Origin of the sequence: Bacillus sp. EKM420B (assembly GCF_011065565.1) — a bacterium.
Classification (GTDB): Bacteria; Bacillota; Bacilli; order Bacillales; family Bacillaceae; genus Bacillus; species Bacillus velezensis.
In genome coordinates, this window is record NZ_JAAMNX010000006.1 from 36,305 (window position 1) to 55,291 (window position 18,987).

An 18,987-nucleotide genomic window follows, 5' to 3' on the forward strand; every position below is an offset into this window, starting at 1 on the left:
TCACATTCACATAAAAAAAACGTACATAGGGGCATGTACGTTTGGGCAGTTTTTCATTATATATTCAGTTTCAGAATGCCTTTTTGCATGGCAATGGTGACGGCTTCCGTCCGCGAATCAGCGCCTAATTTGTTATAAATCGATGTTAATCTCGCTTTTACCGTCCGCTCTGAGATTCCTAAATCGAAGGCGATCGCTTTGCTTTTATGTCCTTTCGCAACGGCTTGCAGAACTATGATTTCCTTGTCCGTCAGCTGTGTTTCATTGGCATTTGCCCGTTCCATTTTGATTTCCCGGAAACGGCGCAAGATGTCCGGCTGCAGAAGCACTTCTCCCCTCACCGCCGCATCCATCGTATGAAATAAGGTTTCTGAGCTTGTGTCCTTCAGCAGATAACCGTTCGCGCCTGATTCGATGCCTTCTATCATCAGATGATCTTCATTATAGGTCGTCAAAATAATGATCGGCACATCAGAATGCTCTTTTATCTGTTTAATGGCTTCCAGCCCGCTCATTTCCGGCATGTACAGATCCATGAGAATGACATCGGGCTTTAGTTCCTCTGCGAGGCGGACGGCGGTTTTCCCGTTTTCCGCCTCTCCCGTTATGGTGTAATGGTCATTTGTTTCTATCAAAAGCTTCAGACCTTCTCTGACGACAAGATGGTCATCTGCTATTAACACTTTATACATGTTCCGCTTCTCCTTGAATTGGTATGATGATCTCAATTTGAGTTCCCGCTGATCTGGCGCTTGTTATACGGAAAGTGCCATTCATCATATTGACGCGTTCTTGTATCCCAAGCAGCCCGTAATGTCCGCTTTTTCTCATTTCTGTTCCGGCATCAAAGCCTTTCCCGTCATCTTTGACGGTTATGCGGATCTGTCCCTCTTCTTCCTGAACGGACACCCAGACATTCTTGGCTTCTGCATGCTTGGCGGCGTTTGTCAGGCCTTCTCCGATCATGTAATGGCAATTCTCCGCCGTATGAACGTCAAGCACATGATGCACGCTGTAATCTAAAAAACAAGACAGCCCGGAGGCTTCTGTAAAATGGTTGATTTGTTCAGTGATGCTTTCTTTTAAGAACCCGATCTCTTCTGATTTGCTGCGAAGGTTGTCAATGGCCGAGCGCGCATCAGCCAATGTGCCCTTCACTCTGTCCATTGACTGGCTGATGATGTCTTTCGCTCTGTCAGTGTTACCCTTTGAAAGATGAACATGCACCGCTTCAAGCTGCATATGCAAGCTGACCAGCCCTTGTGCAAGCGTATCGTGCAAGTCTCTCGCCATCCGCTGCCTTTCATTCTGAAGCGTCAGCTGTTTCACTTGCCGATGAGCGAGTTCTAATTTTTCAAGCGTCATCTGTGTTTTTATTTTTTCATCAACTTGCGCGAAAAATGTTGCCGCATACGTGATAATCACGATCATGATGGGAGCGGCGATAACGATGAAACGAAGCAGATGATGCGGATGCTCCTGATGCAGGGCTGCTATGGACATTAAAATGAAAAGATAGAGTATGAGCAGCGTTTTTCCCTTATCCGCCATTCCGATAATCTGCCCGATTAAAAAGGCATAGAGACCGATGACCGCCGCGATATAGCCCCCGGTCATCAAGTCAGCCGATGTATATATGATAAATCCCTGTATGATGAAATAAAGAAACGTTTTTTTCTTGACCCAGCGATAGGAATGCCAGTGCAGCACGGCAAAAATGACGATCAATATCGTGAATAACAGCAGCAATAAAACCGTCCAGCTTTCATAAATGTACTGCAAAGAGACTGATGCGGCATATACCATAAAAATAAACGCCAGACCGGGCATCCGAAGCGCAAGCATATGCAATGAGCGTCTGTCACGGGAGACATAGTCTTCTTGATGTTTTGTACCAAACAATCTCTGTCCACTTCCTTTTAGCCGACCGGCCTCACGAGGTTTTATTCTATTTGTCATCATACCATAAGTGCCTGCTTCTCACCTTCCCCTTCTGTTCCTGCATGACGGGTGAAAGAAAAAACAGCCTGCGGGATTGTGCGCAAGCTGCTTTTGTTCATATCTTTTTTATGACCTTTCCCGGGTTTCAGCGGTCTCGTCTCCCGCGCGACAAAACCGCCCGCATCAGAAAAATGTTCATGACACCAACAGCCGTTCCATGTGAACAAGAGGAAGCGATTGTGCTTCCTCCTTTTTTTGATGCAACGTCAGGCTTTTTCTCCGCTTTTTCTGATAAACAAAATTTGTAAGACTAGAGCTCTTTTCTCAGGGGAAATTAATTATGTAATTGAGAAGAGGAGGTTTAAGACGATTATGGAAAAGCGTGAATTAGCGGCTCACGAGTCGCTTGACTTACATGAAATGATTAACTTCAAGACGCTTTGTGTAGCGAAATCCAAGCTCATGCAAGGGCTTGTGTTTGATCAGGATCTGAAAACGTTAATGGAGAAAGATGTTCAGCAAGCCTCGCAAGACCTGGCTGATCTGCAGGCGGTTTATGAACGGGCATCTTTTCAGGCTCCTGTTCCTCAAAACCGGCCGACTTCGATCATCAATTGAAAGGAAGGTAAGCATCGTTGAATCATGACCATTTAGATCCAATCAATTCATTACACGTCCCTGAACTCGCAGATATGACATTCGCAATGGATTTTCTCATAAGGGCAAAAGAAGGCGTCAGAAATACCGCCGTCGCTTTGACAGAAACCGCTTCACCTGATGTAAGAGCTTTGCTGCGCAAACAGCTCATGCAGGGAATCGCGATGCATCAGGAAATTACAGACTTGATGGTCAGCAAAAAGTGGTTTCACCCGCATGATCTGAGCGAACAGTATAAACTGGACCAGCTCTCTGCGAAAAATACCCTCATGGTCGGAAACATGAATCTGTTTCCCGTTGAAACGAACAGAAAAGGGATGTTTGACCGCACACCTGATGAACACTAACACTGGAGGTATTACAGCATGAAGGCCGTAACGTATCAAGGAGTGAAAAACGTCGTAGTCAAAGACGTGCCTGATCCGAAGATTGAAAAACACGATGACATGATTATAAAAGTCACAAGTACGGCAATTTGCGGATCAGATTTACATTTAATCCACGGACTCATCCCGAACTTGCAGGAAGACTACATCATCGGGCATGAACCGATGGGCATCGTGGAAGAAACCGGTCCCGGCGTGACGAAAGTCAAAAAAGGCGACCGCGTCATTATTCCTTTTAATATCGCCTGCGGAGAATGCACTTATTGTAAAAATCACTTGGAAAGCCAATGTGATCAATCAAATGAAAACGGCGATATGGGCGCTTATTTCGGCTATTCAGGGAGTACCGGCGGCTATCCGGGCGGCCAGGCCGAATATTTGCGCGTCCCTTTTGCGAACTTTACCCATTTTAAAGTCCCCGAAACATGCGAAGAACCGGATGAGAAATTGAGTGTTATTGCCGATGCGATGACAACCGGTTTTTGGAGCGTTGACAATGCCGGCGTAAAAGCAGGCGATACGGTCATCGTTCTCGGCTGCGGGCCCGTGGGCCTTTTCGCTCAAAAATTCTGCTGGTTAAAGGGAGCGAAACGCGTAATAGCCGTAGACTATGTTAACTACCGTCTCCAGCATGCGAAACGGACGAATAAAGTGGAAATCGTGAACTTCGAAGACCACGAAAATACGGGCAGCTACCTGAAGGAAATCACCAAAGGCGGCGCCGACGTTGTCATTGACGCCGTCGGCATGGACGGAAAAATGACAGATCTTGAGTTCCTCGCCAGCGGATTAAAACTTCAAGGCGGGGCGATGAGCGCATTGGTCATCGCGTCCCAAGCCGTGCGAAAAGGCGGAACGATCCAGATTACGGGTGTGTACGGCGGCAGATACAACGGGTTTCCCCTTGGCGATATCATGCAGCGAAACGTCAATATCCGATCCGGACAAGCTCCGGTTATCCATTATATGCCGTATATGTTTGAACTGGTGTCAACCGGCAAAATTGATCCGGGCGATGTTGTAAGCCATGTCATTCCGCTTAGTGAAGCGAAGCACGGCTATGAGATGTTTGACACGAAAACAGATGATTGTATTAAAGTTGTACTCAAACCTTAGAGAACGGAGGCTACAGAAATGGCCAGCGCCTTACATGAATTACTCGAAATTCAGGAGATGGCTTCTTTTAAGTCACTTTGCCTGACGAAATCCAAAACCATGAAAGCGCTCGTATCCGATCCGCAGCTGAAAGAAATCATGCAGCAGGATGCGGATACATCAACAAGGCAATTGCAGGAATTTGCCTCGATTTTATCTGAGGCAAAGCATGAATAGGAGATGAATGACGAATGAATCCGATTATTGAATACTTGACGGGGATGGATGCACTGACAGACCAAGTTGTCGCAATGGATTTATTGAATTCGGCTAAAAGCGGAGTCAGAAACTATGCGATGGCAGCGACGGAAGCCGGAACGCCTGAAGTGAAAGCGATCCTTACCCGTCACTTAGAAGAAGCCATCGACATGCACGAGCAAATCTCACGCTATATGATGGAAAAAGGCTGGTATCATCCGTGGAACACAGATGAACAAGTCCGGTTTAATTTACAAAATATTGATACGGCGCTCCGCCTGCCCGTCCTATAAATGTTTTCCTGCTGAGACAGCACCTCTGGCTCAAGCTTCAGGATGTCAAACTGAGAGCTGCCTATTACAGAGGCAACGAAACCCCCGCGAATCAGCTCTGCAGCTTCTCCAGCCTTTCTTCGGGCTGTTATTGGGGCTTGCGGCGGTGAATGCGTGCGTGGCAGCCGCCGGGCATAGCGGAGAAGGCAGAACAAATTGTTCTGCCTTTTCAATTATTCACGTAGCTTGAACTCCCTTAAACGCATTCATCACAAGATCATGCACATATGAATCATTCACCTCATCACCTGTGATCAACAGGCGATAGAAAATCGGTCCGTAAATGAGATCGATGCTTACTTCAATATCAAGATTCTCTCTTAATTCACCTTTCTGAATTCCCTTTTCCAGAAGGCCTTTCGCTTGGAGGCGGCGGGGCTGGAAAAATCGCGTGCGATATTCTTCCGCCAATTTTGCATCCAGCTGTCCCGCACCGATTAATTCCTTAATAACGGTTCCTTCCCGGCTTGTCAAAAACTTTGCTAAATTCGCGGCGTGGATCAATATATCTTGCACTGTTGATCCTGTATCGGGCACAGGCAGTCTGTCCGTAGCGGTCGAAAGAAAGCTGTCCATGATAACGGCAGCCTTGTTTGACCACCATTTATAAATCGTTGCCTTACTCACTTTGGCACGCTCTGCAATTTTATCGACTGTCACCGCGTCAAAGCCATTTTCCAACAATAGGTCATAGGCAGCAGAAAGAATCGCCTTATGTGTTCTTTCATCACGCGGCCGTCCTCGTTTACTCTGCACATGAATCATTCCTTCCCGAATTATAAACGATACGTTCAGTATACTTAACATGATAAAAAAATAAAACAGAAGCCTATTTACAAAACTGAACGTTCAGTATATTATTTACTTATAAAAAACTAAACGTACAGTTTAGTAAATACTCAACACTCCGCAAAACCTTAGCATTAAAAATCTATGGAGAGGAGATGAATCAGCAAAATATTTATCAAACCTCATAAAATCATTAAAAAGGAGTTCATTCATATGGCTAAAGAAAATAAACAAACAGCGGATCAGGGGATTTCACCTGGTTTAACCCTTCTTCTCGCAACGGCATGCGGTATCATTGTCGCTAATCTTTATTATGCACAGCCCTTGGCAGGATTCATCAGTGCGGCAATCGGGCTTTCTCCAAGCAGTGCCGGATTGATTGTCACGCTGACTCAAATCGGATACGTTGCCGGCTTGCTGTTTCTCGTCCCTTTGGGAGATATTATCGAAAACAGAAAACTTGTCGTGGTATCGCTCCTTCTAAGCGCAGCCGCTTTAACACTGACAGCATGTGTGAAGCATGGAACACTGTTTTTAGCCGCTGCGTTTTTCATCGGACTGGGATCCATCGCAGCCCAAGTGCTAGTTCCGTTCGCATCATACCTTGCACCGGACGCCGCACGAGGCCGGGTTGTCGGCAATGTGATGAGCGGCCTGCTTCTCGGTATTATGCTTTCACGTCCGATATCCAGCCTGGTCGCTGATATATGGGGGTGGAATGCCATATTTGCTTTATCCGCCGCGTTAAGTGTTGTCCTGGCAATCGTCTTATCAAAAGTGCTTCCTGCCAGAAAACCAACAGCAAACACAAGCTACACCGTCTTACTCGGTTCAATGTGGAAGCTGCTGCGCACGACTCCGGTCTTACGCCGCCGTGCCATTTATCATGCGTTTGTATTTGGAGCTTTCAGCTTATTCTGGACGACTGTACCTTTATTATTGTCCGGGCCTGCTTTTCATTTTTCTCAGAAGGCAATCGCGCTGTATGCATTAGCGGGCATTGCGGGTGCAGCGGCTGCACCGATAGGCGGCCGTCTGGCTGATCGCGGCTTAACCCGGCTTGCCACCGGAATCGCTCTCGGTGTTGTCATCGTTTCTTTATTACTCCCGCTCATGATTCAGAGCAGCTCCCCCGTCGGAGTAGCAGTTCTGGTGGCCGCAGCTATCCTGTTGGATATGGGGGTATCTGCCAATCTCGTACTCAGTCAGCGTGCCATTTTTTCGTTGGCACCTGAATTCCGCAGCCGATTAAACGGATTATTTATGGCAATCTTCTTTCTGGGCGGCGCTGCAGGATCATCAATCGGAGGATGGGCATACGCCTCAGGCGGGTGGAGTATCACATTATGGATTGGAATCGCTTTTCCGGTCATAGCATTGCTTTATTTCACCACGGAGAAATAAGCCTTTCCCCAAAAATAAGCCGTCAGGACCAAGCTGACAGCTTTTTTTTGGTGTATTCTTCTTTACATCCATCCGAACAAAACATCCGGATTCATGAAAAGATGATATTGATTCTTTACGCCCCGCTCATATAGCAGGACTTCCAATTCTTTCAGCAGCGGTAAAACCATGTCATAATATGTTAAGAAATAATTGCGCCATAGGCAGGTGAAACACATGAAGAAGTATTTATATAAACACCTTTTGTTAGCTCTGATTTCGTCCGTTTGCTTTTTATTGGTCTTTTATGTGAGTTTAAAAGTGACACAAGAAGACACACCGCCGTTGTCTGACCGGTTTTACCTTTTTATTTATCTGTACATAGCAGCCGGATATTTGACGGTCGGCCTTGTTTCAGCTTGTATGACTGATATCTTGAAGAATCGCTGGACATTGAATAAAACGTCTTCCATTCTATTGAAACTAATCGTTTACTTACTCATAACGTATGCTATTTCTCGTTCTTTCTTCGTTTTATCGGCGCCGTTAATTTATGTGCTGTTTGAGTCTTTATTCATCCTGAGAAAAGCTTCATAATCAGAAAAAAACATACCGCTTGCTGCCGGTATGTTTTTAACATGCTTGTCAGTTGTCCGCGGTGATCCGTTTGATGTTTTCTTCCATCAAGCCGGAAATGAGCTGTTCGTTTGTATGAGGAATCTGTTTGAGCTGTTGTACGACCAGCCCTTGTCTTGCGGCTGAATGATTTTGACTCAGCTTTGCTTTCCCCTCTATTTTGCTGATTTTGATTTTAAAACCTTTTACCCCTTTGTTCATGCCTGCCAGCAATTTCGCATCGACATCCTCTAATTTGTACGGGCTGTCGGGGCTTTCGTATTTCAATACGAGATCACTCATCGATTGCACGGTTTCTTCCTCATCCAAAAGCTCCGCCTCTCCGTATACATGAACCGCCACATAATTCCATGTGGGAACAGCCTGATTCGTCTCATACCATTTAGGCGAGATATAACAATGAGGCCCTTGAAAAACGGCTAACACGTTTTGGCCATCAATCTCTTTCCATTGGGGGTTCGGCAATGCAAAATGACCGTATAAGCATTCGTTATTCTTACTCATCATCAATGGCAGGTGGGTTGCATACGGCATGCCTTCCGCCGTTGAAAACAATGCTGCGAAACCATACTTTTTGATTACATCGCACGCTTCAGCTTCACTCAGCTGAAATGGAGCCGGAATATACATACAAAACTCTCCTCTCTGAACATGGATTGATAAAGCGCTTTCCGCTATAATAAGATATCAACTGACATTTGAAAAGATACAGTTTCAAACAAATACACATGTCAGAGGAGAACATCTGATGAAAAATATGATTTTCGCTTTCGAAAGCGGCACCCCGAAATACAAACAAATTTACGAGCAATTTAAAACATTGATTGAGCAGGGAAATATTCAGGCAGATGAGCGGCTGCCTTCGATTCGGGAGCTGGCGGATTCCCTGCGGGTAAGCCGCAATACAACGCTGATGGCTTATGATCTTCTTTTAGCGGAGGGATACATTCGCGGGGAAACGCGCAAAGGTTATTTTGCAAATGAAGTAGAACCTTCTTTATTTCAAAAAGAAAACGATGTTGTTTACGCTGAGAAAACCGAATCAACTCAGCCGGCCCTGATTGATTTTCGCGCCGGAGCCGTCGATCAAAAACATTTTCCTCTGAAAACATGGAGAAAATTATACAATCAAGTTTTGACATCAGAGAAAAGCTTCCTGTACGGTGAACCGTTCGGCGAGAGAGACCTGCGTGAACAAATTGCCGCTTATCTCTTGGAATCACGCGGAGTGAAAACAGATGCGGATTCGGTTATCATCGGCAGCAGCACCCAGCAGATGCTGATATATCTCAGCCGGATTCTGAAAGAGGATTTTTCCGGAATTATCGTTGAAGACCCTGGGTTTGACGGGGCCAGAGCGGCATTTCAATTTCACGGGCTATCTCTGGAAACGATGCCTGTCTATGAAAACGGAGCTGATTTTTCTCAATTGCATGCAATGAAAGAAAAATTAATCTATGTGACCCCATCCCATCACAGCCCTTACGGCGTAAGCATGTCCATTCAGCAGCGCCAAACACTGATCAATTGGGTGAATCATAGAGAGGGTTATATTCTTGAGGATGATTATGACAGTGAATTCCGTTATACACAGCAGCCGTTTCCCGCTCTTGCTTCCATTCAATCAGACCGGGTGATTTATTTAGGGAATTTCTCAAAATCCTTTCTACCGGGCATCCGCATAAGCTATATGGTTTTGCCGCAGCGCCTTTTGCACCGGTATAAAAAACGGTTTATTCATTTCGAAAGCACCGCTTCTTCGCTTAATCAGCTGACCATGGCTGAATTGATGAAGGCCGGTGAATGGACCCGCCATATTAAGCGCATGCGCACTGTCTACAAGCGTAAGATGCAGCACTTGACTTCACATATTAAGCAGCAGTTCGGCGAGCAGGTGACGATCATCGGCGAGCAGTCGGGATTGTATATATTGGTGAGAGTTCACCTGAACTATACAGAAGAAACATTAATCGAACGCGCTTTTCAGTACGGAGTGAAGGTATATCCTACCGCCGTTTATTTCGTTGCCGGAAAGCCTGAACCGCCGATCATAAAGTTAGGTTTCGCCCATCTCGATACGGATCAGATCACACAGGGCGTACAGCTTTTGAGAAATGCTTGGCTGTCATGAAAGAAAAAAGGCGCCGAACGGCGCCTTTTTTTATCTTTTATTTCGTATTTCTTGTGAATTTCGGCAGTCCAAACATAATGGCGGCGATGCCGCAGATTCCGATTAAAACGGGATAGAAAGAGTATGGCAGGATGCTGACGGGTGAAATATTCCCGAATTTCCCGGCTGATAATAGCTGCGCGCCGTAAGGAATCAATCCTTGTATCATACACGAAAAGATATCCAGAATACTTGCCGATTTTCTGTTGTCGATGCTGAATTTATCAGCGATATTCTTTGCAATCGGCCCGGCTGCGATAATGGAGATCGTATTATTGGCCGCAGCCAGATTCGTCACGCTGACCAGTCCGGCAATGCCGGCTTCGGCGCCTTTTTTGGAACGGATTCGTTTCGTGATAAATTCCAGTAAAAAGTCGATCCCGCCGTTTTGTTTCATTACGCCGACCATCCCGCCGATCAGCATGGACAGGATGATCAGATCGCTCATTCCGGCGATTCCATCCGTAATCGCCTTAAAATAAGAGTCAAACGTCAGGCTGCCGCCCGCCAATCCGATGATCCCCGTCAAAACCAATCCGCCGAATATGACAGCCATCACATTAAAACCGATTAACGCAAAAACCAACACGGCGACATAAGGAAGCACCTTAATCCAGCTGTAAGATGCAGCGCCCGCATGGCCCGCGTGGCCCGCCGGAATAAAAAATAAGATAATAACCGTTAAAATAGCAGCGGGCAAAACAATCAGGAAGTTCGTTTTGAATTTATCCATCATTTGTGTTTTTTGTGTCCGGACTGACGCAATGGTCGTATCGGAAATAAAAGAAAGATTATCTCCGAACATAGCTCCGCCGACCACAGCTGCCATTGTAATCGCGCCGGAGATGCCAAGCTCTCCGCTCAGACCCGCGCTGATCGGCGCAACCGCCGCAATCGTGCCCATTGATGTTCCCATCGATATAGAAATAAAACAAGCAATGATAAACAGCCCCGGCAGCAAAAACTGCTGCGGAATTATGCTCAAAGCAAGATTGACAGTTGAATGCACCGCTCCCATCGCCTCAGCCGCTGAAGCAAAGGCACCTGCCAATATAAAAATCATAACCATAATGATAATATCAGGATGTCCCGCACCGGAAGCGAACCATTCTATTTTTTGATTGAGCGATTTCTTCCGGTTAAATAACAGCGCAAAAGCTGACGCAATGATCGCGGCAATCAAGATCGGCAATTTATAAAAATCTCCGGTCACCAGACCAGAGCCGACAAAAAGCCCTACGAATAAGACTAAAGGCAATAACGCCCAAGGATTCTTATGATTGTTCATCTGGGTAAACCACCTCTTTTCAGCATTAAAGTCGCTAATCACAGTCTAAGCAACATTTCACACTTTAAAAGTCTGCAGTAAAAAAGTCAAGCTGAAAAAAGGATAAGTAATGATTGATAAGATAGAAAAAGCTGTTTTGTTTCCTCTCTTTAGAAAATAAAAAAACCAAGGCTCGTTTCCCTTGGTACATTTCATGCGGCCCGGCGCCCGGGACACCCTTCTCTTCATTCAGAAATACATTCAGCTTTCAATCTGTTTTTAAGTTTCGCTTCATTTTCAAGGATATCTTCGTAATCCTCAATCTTCCTGTTTAATCGTTTTATGGTTTCATCAATTTCCCTCTGTTTCTCCGTCAGCCTTTTCCTTTCATTTATCAGGATGTTTTTTCGGGGTTCGATCGTATGATCGGCTCCTTCAATAAATAAAGCGGTATATTCAATCAGCGCCTCAATCGACAGCCCGGCACTTCTCATGCATTTTATAAATTGAATCCAATTCACATCATCTTCGTCATAATCGCGGATGCCGCTTTCATCGCGTTTTACCGGAGGAATCAGTCCTATACTTTCATAATACCTAAGCGTCGCGGCTGATAACTCAACCTGCTTTGCAGCCTGCGCAATCTTCATATTCTTACCACCCATCCTTCATACCTTTCATAAGCGTCCATTATAGAATATCATTTCATAGAAAAATAAACCAAACCCCTTGACTTAAAGTCCGCTTTAACATTTAAAGTAAAACCGAACAGAGGATTCATCACTTTATCTTGGAAAGGAAGATAACCATGTGCAATAATCATCCGACTCGTGTATTAAGCGCTCCGCATGCAAAAGCTAAATTTGAGCGGACGACGATTGAGAGAAGAGCATTACGGCCGCACGATATCCTGATTGATATTAAGTACAGCGGGATTTGTCACTCAGACATCCACAGCGCATTCGATGAATGGGGCGGCGGAATCTTTCCGATGGTTCCCGGACACGAAATTGCCGGAGTTGTGGAAGCCGTGGGTGAAGAAGTCACCACATTTGCCGCCGGCGACCGTGTGGGTGTCGGCTGTTTTGTAGACTCCTGCGGGGAATGTGAATACTGCCTGAACGGAGACGAACAATATTGCACAAAAGGCGTTGTTCAGACTTATAATAACCTGGACTACGACGGAAATCCTACGTACGGCGGCTACAGCCAGAAAATAGTTGTCACTGACAGATTCGTTGTCCGGATTCCCGATCAGCTGAATTTGGATGCTGCCAGTCCGCTATTGTGCGCGGGCATTACCACCTATTCTCCGCTGAAACACTGGAATGCCGGTCCCGGCAAAAAAGTGGCGATTGTCGGAATGGGCGGGCTCGGACATTTAGCCGTTCAATTCGCGCACGCTTTAGGCGCAGAGGTCACCGTCCTCAGCCGCTCAATGAACAAAAAAGACGAAGCGCTTGAATTTGGAGCTGATCATTACTTTGCGACAAGCGATCCGAATACATTCACTGAGCTGGCCGGACGATTTGATCTTATTTTAAATACAGTATCCGCGAACCTTGACGTAGATGCCTACTTATCCCTGCTTCGCATTGACGGTACATTGGTAAATGTGGGAGCGCCCGCTAAGCCGGACTCATACAGTGTGTTCTCCTTAATCACGGGCCGCCGCAGCATTGCGGGTTCACTCGTCGGCGGTATTCCGCAGACTCAGGAGATGCTTGATTTCGCCGCCGAGCACGGCATTGCTCCTAAAATTGAAGTGATACCGGCCGATCAAGTTGACGAAGCGTACGAACGGGTTCTCCAAAGCGATGTCCGCTACCGTTTCGTTATTGATATTGCAACTTTATAATCGACATAAAAAAACATACCAATATTTGTTGGTATGTTTTTTTTCAGCGCAGATTATTTTTTATTTCAGCAGCCATCCGGGCACCGCTTTGATATAAACCAATTCGCCTATCAATTCAATGATCGTCTGTGTGACGATAACAGCAGCGGCTAATGAGGCCCAAGCATCCGGCAAAGCCAGCGCTAACGGAAGGACTGCGAGAGAATTCCTTGTGCCCGTGCTGAAGATCAATGCTCTTCCTTCACCTGTATCCAGACGGAACGCATATGCGATAAAACGGGAGACAAACGGCATAATTAGCAGGAATAGCAGATAGATCGGAATCACACGTATAATGATGTCAGCATCATTGATGACTTTGCCGATTTGTGTGGCGACGACCGCCAGTAAGACCAGAGCCATAAAAGGAACAGGCAGCCACGCCGTCCATTCCAACACCTTTTCTCCCGCCGGCTTCTTATCAGCCCATAATTGAGTCATCACCGCCGCCAGCAGCGGCACCGCTATTAACAATAAGAATGCTTCCAGAAACGGTCCCGCATGAACAGTCCCTATTACTTCTTTCCCGATAAACAGCCACAGGTATAACGGAAGCAATACCATCTGAACGGCGAACAAAACCGGCGTGGAAGCCAGTATTAATCTCTCATTTCCTTTGCCGAGCTGAGTAAAGACGATGACGTAATCAATACAAGGTGTAAGCAATACCAAACAAACCCCTGATAATATAGGTGGAGATTGAGGAAAAATGGCGGTTAACACCCATACAACGACAGGTACAGCTAAGAAATTACCGATCAGTAAAGCCGCCATAAACTTAAGATTTGACATGGCTTCCCTCAGCTTCAAGAATGGGATTTGGGCAAACATGGCATACATGAGAACAGCGATAAGCGGTGATATCGTCCATCCCCAGCGAAGTCCTGAATCTTTCCCGGCGATCCCCGCTATTCCTCCGATCACAAGAGTCACACCATATATCCAAATTTGCTGTTTTTCTAATGTTTCTCTGGTTATTTTCATTGGCTGACACCTCTTCTCCGCCCATTATACCTTCTTTTCTGCCGCTCTTGCATTAAGGTCCTGCCGGAATTAAAAAACACCAAGGGTCTGTGACACTTGGTGTTTTTGGAACGCGGCCGAGAGATACGGATTGAGAACCGTTAACTCTTGTAAATAACCCTCTAAAAGTATTTTTGGCGTACTGTTCCTTATCGAATAAAAGCATCCTCTTTCATTTCCAAAGCATCATCCAGCCATCTCGGGTGCATCGGCAAGAGATGTTCAGGTAATTCATGGATATTAAAATATCTGATTTCCATGGCTTCCTCTGTGGACTTTTTCAAAGTGCCGCCGATGACGTCACATTGAAAACAATTGGTAATAAAATGGCTGACTCTGCCGTCAGGGTATATAAAGGTTTGTGAACTCGGATCAGAATAAACGCCTATCATTTTAGAGACTTTCACCACTAATCCAGTTTCCTCTTCTATTTCTCTTATAATTGCTTGTTCAACTGTTTCACCAGGTTCCACATGTCCTGAAGGAATGCCCCATAAACCATTATCAGCACGCTTCATTAATAAAACGGAACTTGATTCTTTCATTATAATTCCAGCGACTCCGGCTTTCACTTGTTCTGTCCATTGGAAATCCGGTTTTTTCCGTACTTCTGCCTTTATTTCATTATCGAACAAGTCTTTCAGATCGCGGATCACAACATCCGGATTTCTAAAATCATGTTTTGCAGGAAATAAAGTATTTTGATCAGAAACTAATACGGAAGTTATGCCTATTTGGTTTGCTCCGACAATATCTGTTTCAGGCGTATCCCCGATCATAACGCATCTCTCTTTATCCTCAAAAGGCTCTAGTACTTTTTCAAATATTGAAGACGCCGGTTTTCCAATTATCATCGGCTCTTTAGCAGCTGCTGTTTTAACAGCCGCGACTATAGCGCCTGTCGCGGGAGCTGGTCCGTTAGCGGCAGGAAATGTTTTATCCCCGTTTGCAGCGATAAATGAAGCCCCGCAGCGGATGAGGTTTACTGCCTTATGCACATCCTGAAATGTAATATTTTGATCCCATCCAATGACAACAGCCTCCGCCTGATCTTCCGTAAGATCAATACCGGCCTTTTGAATTTCACTTTTAAGTTGGTCATTTCCCAATATATATGCCTTCTTTATTCCTTCACTGACAAGGTAATCAGCTGTTGCCCACCCCGCAGTAAACACTTCACCAATACTTGCTGAAATCCCCAGTTTATGAAGGCGTTTCACAATCGTTTCTCTTGTAACACAAGGATCATTCGTTAAAAAGCGAATGGCTTTCTTTTCTTCACGGAGTCGTTTTAAAGAGGCCACAGCTCCTGGTAAAGCTTTATCTCCTATATATATCACTCCGTCTAAATCAAATAAAAATACATCATAATTCTTGGAGATCATCGTAACACTCCTTAAGCGGTTGTCTCTTGGTTAATAGTTGAGCGATACGCAAAATGATTTGTAGGGCCTTGTCCTTTCCCGATTCCTAAGGGATGTTTAATGGCTGCTGAAATGAATTCCTTTCCAGTTGCCACTGATTCCGGTATGCTGTGCTGCTTTGCCAGCTCTGCAGTTATCACAGCTGAAAATGTACATCCTGTTCCATGAGTATGCTTTGTATCAAAGCGGGGAGAAACAAAGTCCTCGAAGTCCTCGTCAAAGTACAAAATATCACGGGCTTCTCCGTTCAGGTGCCCCCCTTTTACGACAGCACTTTTTGCCCCGTATACCTCCACTATTTCTTTCGCCGCATCACGCATCTGCTGTACAGTCTCGATTGATTTGCCGATGATTACTTCCGCTTCCGGAATGTTCGGTGTAATAACAGTTGTTTGGGGTATTAATAATTTCTTCAAATGATCAATGGCGTCCTTATGGAGCAGATGATGTCCGCTTTTAGCAATCATAACCGGATCCATCACATACGATTGAATATTTGCGTCTTTTAACTTTTCTGCCAGCAATTCAATAATTCCTATACTTGCAAGCATACCGGTTTTGACAGCATCCGGTTTTATATCATCCATGACACAGTCTATTTGCTGAGATATATTCTGTAGAGACATCTCCTCAAAACTTTTCACACCAAGTGTGTTTTGTGCAACAACTGATGTAATAACAGCCATTCCATATACCTTTTGTTCCTGAAATGTTTTTAAATCCGCATGAATTCCCGCCCCTCCGGAAGGATCAGTCCCAGCAATCGAAAGCGCTTTATAAATATCCGTCAACTTACACTCCTCCTTCAGGCAGGTTTCACTGCTTTAAAAATGACAAAAGGCGGATACTCCTTTTCACATTTCCAATTATTAAATTGAAACTCTTTCTCTATGGCTTTTACATGCTCTTGGTCAATATCGTTTAACGTTGGTTCTGATAAAGTTACATTTTCAAAACCTGCATGAGTTAATAGTTTATAATACATTGACTTCGGCCAATGAAAATCATTTAAAATTAAATCTGCTTGTCCCGGAACATGGAGCCATTCATTTCTTTCTTCTCCGTAAGAATATTCTTTCCCCGGTATTCCATTGCGGAAGGTTGAAAATTCAATTCCGGTTGAATCAGGATTCGTATCGAGTATGACAAATGAAGCTCCTGGTTTTAACACACGAAAAATTTCATTTATGATACCTTTGATACGCTGGTCACTATCCGTATTAATAAAAACATAACAGGCCATTGCAGCATCAACCGAGTGATCTGGTAAGAAGGAAAGATTATCGTGTTCAATTAAATGATAGTCCACATGAGGATGTTGTCTTTTTGCCTTTGCTATATCTAACATCTTCCTTGATTCATCGACTGCGATCACATTGCAGCCTATTCTGTCAGCCAGCCTGTAAGCTACCTTTCCCGGACCGCATCCGAAATCGAGCACCTTTTTAATCTCCGCTTTATCAAAAGTACGAAAAACAAACTCAAAACCTAACGTTTGTTCTAAAACGTCATTATAAGCATCGAATTTACCAGCAACACTGTCTTCTTTCCATGAAGTTTTCATTGAATTTCCTCCTTTTGCTCAATTGAGAAATAATGAAACCACTTATTCCTGACGAAAAATTGATATATAGGAAGTAAACTTTGAAATAGAGAATGATCCATATCCCGTTTATATGCAATATGCTGGTATATACTGAAAAGGAAAAGAATCTGTTTCCAGTAATCAGGTAAATCGAGCATTTCAATATCGTTTTTAGTCATAGAAATGTGATCTTTCCTAAGTAATTCTTCATACTTTAAGACTGTTTCAATGGACGGCCAGTTATTTCCCTCAGGCATTTTCGGAAATTCAAATTCCGGAATATCATGGTGATTTTCAGCTTCTTCAAGCACCGTTTTCGCCCATTCATGATCTGAATCATAAATATGGATTGATCCCGCATTATGAAAATATTCTCCGACTTCTAAACGCAGTTCTCTGGCCATTAATTCCTGCATGAAGGTAAATGAGAAAAGATCACTGATCATCCCGCGAAAAGCATCATTTGCACGCATGACAGAAGACATGTATAATTCGCCTTCCCTCACAAAAAACTGCAAACCGATTGTGCAGGAAACATCTATATTTTCTGAAACGAAGAGTTCCGAAGCATCGAATATTTGAATAAATGCCCTTTTTGAATCAATATCTTCTTGTGTCAAAAGATTTTTTATTCGATTCCATTGATTTAGTTTTGCATTTCCGAATTCAAATATTTTAGGCCCGTACGCAGTGCCTGTTAATGTTTTTTTATTCATTGAATATGAAGGCATTTTTTTATTGTAATAACTGATAAAATCTAAGTCGTTACTCCCCGATAAATACCATAACACTTCAGCAAAATTAAACACGATATTGGTTTTTCTTGAGGATAAATAAGTGACACGTTCTATTGGATTTTCCAGAGTCAGATGGTAGTTCAATTGTTCTCTGCTTTTTTGTCCGCGCGGTGAATTGAAAAATTCAGGGTTGTGATAGATGTCATACAGCGTTTCCGTATATGCTTCATGAAAAGTTCTCTTTCTCATTGAGATTCCGCCTTATATGCTGCAAAGATATTTTTAATGTTCTCTAATAAATCATCTGTATCTTTATAGCTGATGTACTCAACATCCGCCACTGCATTTAACCCTTGAATTAAGAAAGCATAATCCTTGTCCTTTTCTAGAAATAGCACGATCTTTTTTTTCAAGGCGGAAGCCCATCCAATTTCTATATGTGTTCCGGGAGAAGCGGGTGATCCGGGGAATGCTGCAAAAAGGTCGCAAGTGCTTATTTCATCAAAATCAATTTTAGTGCATTGAAGGGGTGTCATGAAATCTTTCCCCCACCCTTCCCGCTTGTGAGCATTATGAACCAGCCATCCTTCATTCTCAAAAAAGGAAATTAATGATTCCAGCTTTCCCCTCTCATACGTACTCATCAATCCAGTTTTCTCATCTACTAAACTTTTAAAAGGCCCTGCCAGAAAAACTTTTTTAGTCGCCACTTCATATCACCCTTTCAAAATAAATAAAGCCACTTTCCTCTATGGAAAGTGGCTTAAATATAGATAAGATAAAGAATCTCTCTAATTTTTCACTTCCCTACGCTGGTATTAACCAAATCAGGTTCAAAGGGTCAGGACGTATTGTCTCTTCTCAGCTATTAAAGCTCCCCCAGTGACTTTTTATAAATATTTACTTTAATTCTATGCTATTCCATATAAATAGTCAAACAATGACCGGCAAAAAGCGCTGCGGATATCTCTGGGATTTCCCTTCCTTGCAGCTTAACCACTAGTTTTAAAACCTTCCGGCCTCTTTTTTCCTGCCAACGAATAAGGTCACGGCAACACTCGCTGAACTGACCAAAGTCCCCAGAACGGCAGCAAGAATTGTCAAAAAGCCATTGGGAATCAGAAATCCAATCGGAATGAGGCCCGCAAACGTGAGAACGATAAAACATTGATAGACTCCGGATATGATTCTTACAACCAAGCTGCTAAAAAAGGACATGACGAATGGCGGAATGAACAAACATAAAATGATTCCGAGTGAGATCAATAAAATCATAGACTCGTCAAAAGAAATGACATGATCGCCGGGAGACTCTTCAGCAGCCGCGAATACAGCAAATATAGACATCATCAGCGTAAGAAAAACAAGAAAAAACCTTTTCAGCAACGTTATGACTCCTTCTTATAA

At 44.1% G+C, this 18,987-nt stretch carries 22 protein-coding genes, 1 pseudogene and 1 riboswitch; of the genes and pseudogenes, 10 read left to right on the plus strand and 13 right to left on the minus strand.

Features of this window, described 5'->3' with window-relative positions:
* Window positions 1–56: 56 nt before the first annotated feature.
* Both G9F48_RS16630 and G9F48_RS16635 read right to left on the minus strand, forming a co-directional pair.
* Window positions 57–692 carry a response regulator transcription factor gene (locus G9F48_RS16630; protein ID WP_165409817.1) on the minus strand — a complete coding sequence of 212 codons (636 nt, stop codon included), beginning with the start codon at window positions 690–692 and terminating at the stop codon, window positions 57–59.
* Window positions 685–1,845 carry a sensor histidine kinase gene (locus tag G9F48_RS16635; RefSeq protein WP_185153157.1) on the minus strand — a complete coding sequence of 387 codons (1,161 nt, stop codon included), beginning with the start codon at window positions 1,843–1,845 and terminating at the stop codon, window positions 685–687. The genes G9F48_RS16630 and G9F48_RS16635 overlap by 8 nt, the downstream gene beginning before the upstream one ends.
* A gap of 468 nt (window positions 1,846–2,313) precedes the next feature.
* Here G9F48_RS16635 and G9F48_RS16640 point away from each other — a divergent pair, with 468 nt between their 5' ends.
* The 6 genes and pseudogenes from G9F48_RS16640 to G9F48_RS20105 all read left to right on the plus strand — a co-directional run.
* Window positions 2,314–2,559, plus strand: coding sequence for a hypothetical protein (locus G9F48_RS16640; protein WP_016937104.1), 246 nt, complete (start codon window positions 2,314–2,316; stop codon window positions 2,557–2,559).
* Between the two features lie 17 nt (window positions 2,560–2,576).
* Entirely contained in the window at window positions 2,577–2,945 is a 369-nt protein-coding gene (locus tag G9F48_RS16645; protein WP_003156070.1) for a spore coat protein, read from the plus strand.
* A gap of 18 nt (window positions 2,946–2,963) precedes the next feature.
* Window positions 2,964–4,100: a zinc-dependent alcohol dehydrogenase gene (locus G9F48_RS16650; protein WP_003156072.1), complete on the plus strand. Its 1,137-nt coding sequence runs from the start codon at window positions 2,964–2,966 to the stop codon at window positions 4,098–4,100.
* An 18-nt stretch (window positions 4,101–4,118) separates the two neighbouring features.
* Entirely contained in the window at window positions 4,119–4,316 is a 198-nt protein-coding gene (locus tag G9F48_RS16655; protein ID WP_053573697.1) for a hypothetical protein, read from the plus strand.
* A gap of 14 nt (window positions 4,317–4,330) precedes the next feature.
* Window positions 4,331–4,630 carry a spore coat protein gene (locus tag G9F48_RS16660; RefSeq protein WP_101562764.1) on the plus strand — a complete coding sequence of 100 codons (300 nt, stop codon included), beginning with the start codon at window positions 4,331–4,333 and terminating at the stop codon, window positions 4,628–4,630.
* A 97-nt stretch (window positions 4,631–4,727) separates the two neighbouring features.
* Window positions 4,728–4,859, plus strand: a pseudogene (locus G9F48_RS20105) (hypothetical protein); the annotation flags it as partial.
* On the opposite strand, the gene G9F48_RS16665 reads toward G9F48_RS20105, so the two are convergent.
* The gene (locus G9F48_RS16665; RefSeq protein WP_165409818.1) at window positions 4,847–5,425 is read right to left on the minus strand and encodes a TetR/AcrR family transcriptional regulator; all 579 of its coding nucleotides are present in this window, start codon (window positions 5,423–5,425) and stop codon (window positions 4,847–4,849) included. The pseudogene G9F48_RS20105 and the gene G9F48_RS16665 sit on opposite strands and share 13 nt — an antisense overlap.
* A 246-nt stretch (window positions 5,426–5,671) precedes the next feature.
* Here G9F48_RS16665 and G9F48_RS16670 point away from each other — a divergent pair, with 246 nt between their 5' ends.
* Window positions 5,672–6,862, plus strand: coding sequence for an MFS transporter (locus G9F48_RS16670; protein ID WP_165409819.1), 1,191 nt, complete (start codon window positions 5,672–5,674; stop codon window positions 6,860–6,862).
* A gap of 216 nt (window positions 6,863–7,078) precedes the next feature.
* The gene (locus tag G9F48_RS19980; protein WP_165409820.1) at window positions 7,079–7,438 is read left to right on the plus strand and encodes a hypothetical protein; all 360 of its coding nucleotides are present in this window, start codon (window positions 7,079–7,081) and stop codon (window positions 7,436–7,438) included.
* Window positions 7,439–7,486: 48 nt separating this feature from the next.
* Here the strand turns inward: G9F48_RS19980 and G9F48_RS16680 are convergent, their stop codons facing one another.
* Window positions 7,487–8,107 carry an FMN-binding negative transcriptional regulator gene (locus G9F48_RS16680; protein ID WP_165409821.1) on the minus strand — a complete coding sequence of 207 codons (621 nt, stop codon included), beginning with the start codon at window positions 8,105–8,107 and terminating at the stop codon, window positions 7,487–7,489.
* A 118-nt stretch (window positions 8,108–8,225) separates the two neighbouring features.
* Here G9F48_RS16680 and pdxR point away from each other — a divergent pair, with 118 nt between their 5' ends.
* Window positions 8,226–9,608: a MocR-like pyridoxine biosynthesis transcription factor PdxR gene (gene pdxR / locus G9F48_RS16685; protein ID WP_165409822.1), complete on the plus strand. Its 1,383-nt coding sequence runs from the start codon at window positions 8,226–8,228 to the stop codon at window positions 9,606–9,608.
* Between the two features lie 37 nt (window positions 9,609–9,645).
* On the opposite strand, the gene G9F48_RS16690 is transcribed toward pdxR, so the two are convergent.
* Window positions 9,646–10,935 (minus strand): Na+/H+ antiporter NhaC family protein, encoded by a 1,290-nt coding sequence (locus tag G9F48_RS16690; RefSeq protein WP_128574458.1) that lies wholly within the window; start codon window positions 10,933–10,935, stop codon window positions 9,646–9,648.
* A 224-nt stretch (window positions 10,936–11,159) separates the two neighbouring features.
* Window positions 11,160–11,564 (minus strand): MerR family transcriptional regulator, encoded by a 405-nt coding sequence (locus tag G9F48_RS16695; RefSeq protein ID WP_007409338.1) that lies wholly within the window; start codon window positions 11,562–11,564, stop codon window positions 11,160–11,162.
* Between the two features lie 158 nt (window positions 11,565–11,722).
* On the opposite strand from G9F48_RS16695, the gene G9F48_RS16700 reads away from it, so the two are divergent.
* A complete protein-coding gene (locus G9F48_RS16700; RefSeq protein ID WP_160182424.1) occupies window positions 11,723–12,772 on the plus strand; it encodes an NAD(P)-dependent alcohol dehydrogenase in 1,050 nt (349 codons plus the stop codon).
* Between the two features lie 60 nt (window positions 12,773–12,832).
* On the opposite strand, the gene G9F48_RS16705 is transcribed toward G9F48_RS16700, so the two are convergent.
* The 7 genes from G9F48_RS16705 to G9F48_RS16735 form a co-directional block, all read right to left on the minus strand.
* The gene (locus G9F48_RS16705) at window positions 12,833–13,795 is read right to left on the minus strand and encodes an arsenic resistance protein (RefSeq protein WP_165409823.1); all 963 of its coding nucleotides are present in this window, start codon (window positions 13,793–13,795) and stop codon (window positions 12,833–12,835) included.
* Between the two features lie 188 nt (window positions 13,796–13,983).
* Window positions 13,984–15,219, minus strand: coding sequence for an HAD-IIA family hydrolase (locus G9F48_RS16710; protein WP_165409824.1), 1,236 nt, complete (start codon window positions 15,217–15,219; stop codon window positions 13,984–13,986).
* 11 nt (window positions 15,220–15,230) lie between these two features.
* On the minus strand, window positions 15,231–16,049 hold the full coding sequence (gene thiD / locus G9F48_RS16715; protein WP_156735881.1) for a bifunctional hydroxymethylpyrimidine kinase/phosphomethylpyrimidine kinase: 819 nt from the start codon (window positions 16,047–16,049) through the stop codon (window positions 15,231–15,233).
* 14 nt (window positions 16,050–16,063) lie between these two features.
* Window positions 16,064–16,822, minus strand: coding sequence for a class I SAM-dependent methyltransferase (locus G9F48_RS16720; protein WP_014417013.1), 759 nt, complete (start codon window positions 16,820–16,822; stop codon window positions 16,064–16,066).
* Window positions 16,819–17,829: a thymidylate synthase gene (locus G9F48_RS16725; RefSeq protein ID WP_014417012.1), complete on the minus strand. Its 1,011-nt coding sequence runs from the start codon at window positions 17,827–17,829 to the stop codon at window positions 16,819–16,821. Before G9F48_RS16725 ends, G9F48_RS16720 begins: the two co-directional genes overlap by 4 nt.
* On the minus strand, window positions 17,826–18,290 hold the full coding sequence (locus G9F48_RS16730) for a hypothetical protein (protein WP_014417011.1): 465 nt from the start codon (window positions 18,288–18,290) through the stop codon (window positions 17,826–17,828). Before G9F48_RS16730 ends, G9F48_RS16725 begins: the two co-directional genes overlap by 4 nt.
* A 77-nt stretch (window positions 18,291–18,367) precedes the next feature.
* Window positions 18,368–18,471, minus strand: a riboswitch (TPP riboswitch).
* A 114-nt stretch (window positions 18,472–18,585) separates the two neighbouring features.
* Window positions 18,586–18,966 carry a hypothetical protein gene (locus G9F48_RS16735; RefSeq protein WP_165409825.1) on the minus strand — a complete coding sequence of 127 codons (381 nt, stop codon included), beginning with the start codon at window positions 18,964–18,966 and terminating at the stop codon, window positions 18,586–18,588.
* Window positions 18,967–18,987 lie beyond the last annotated feature (21 nt).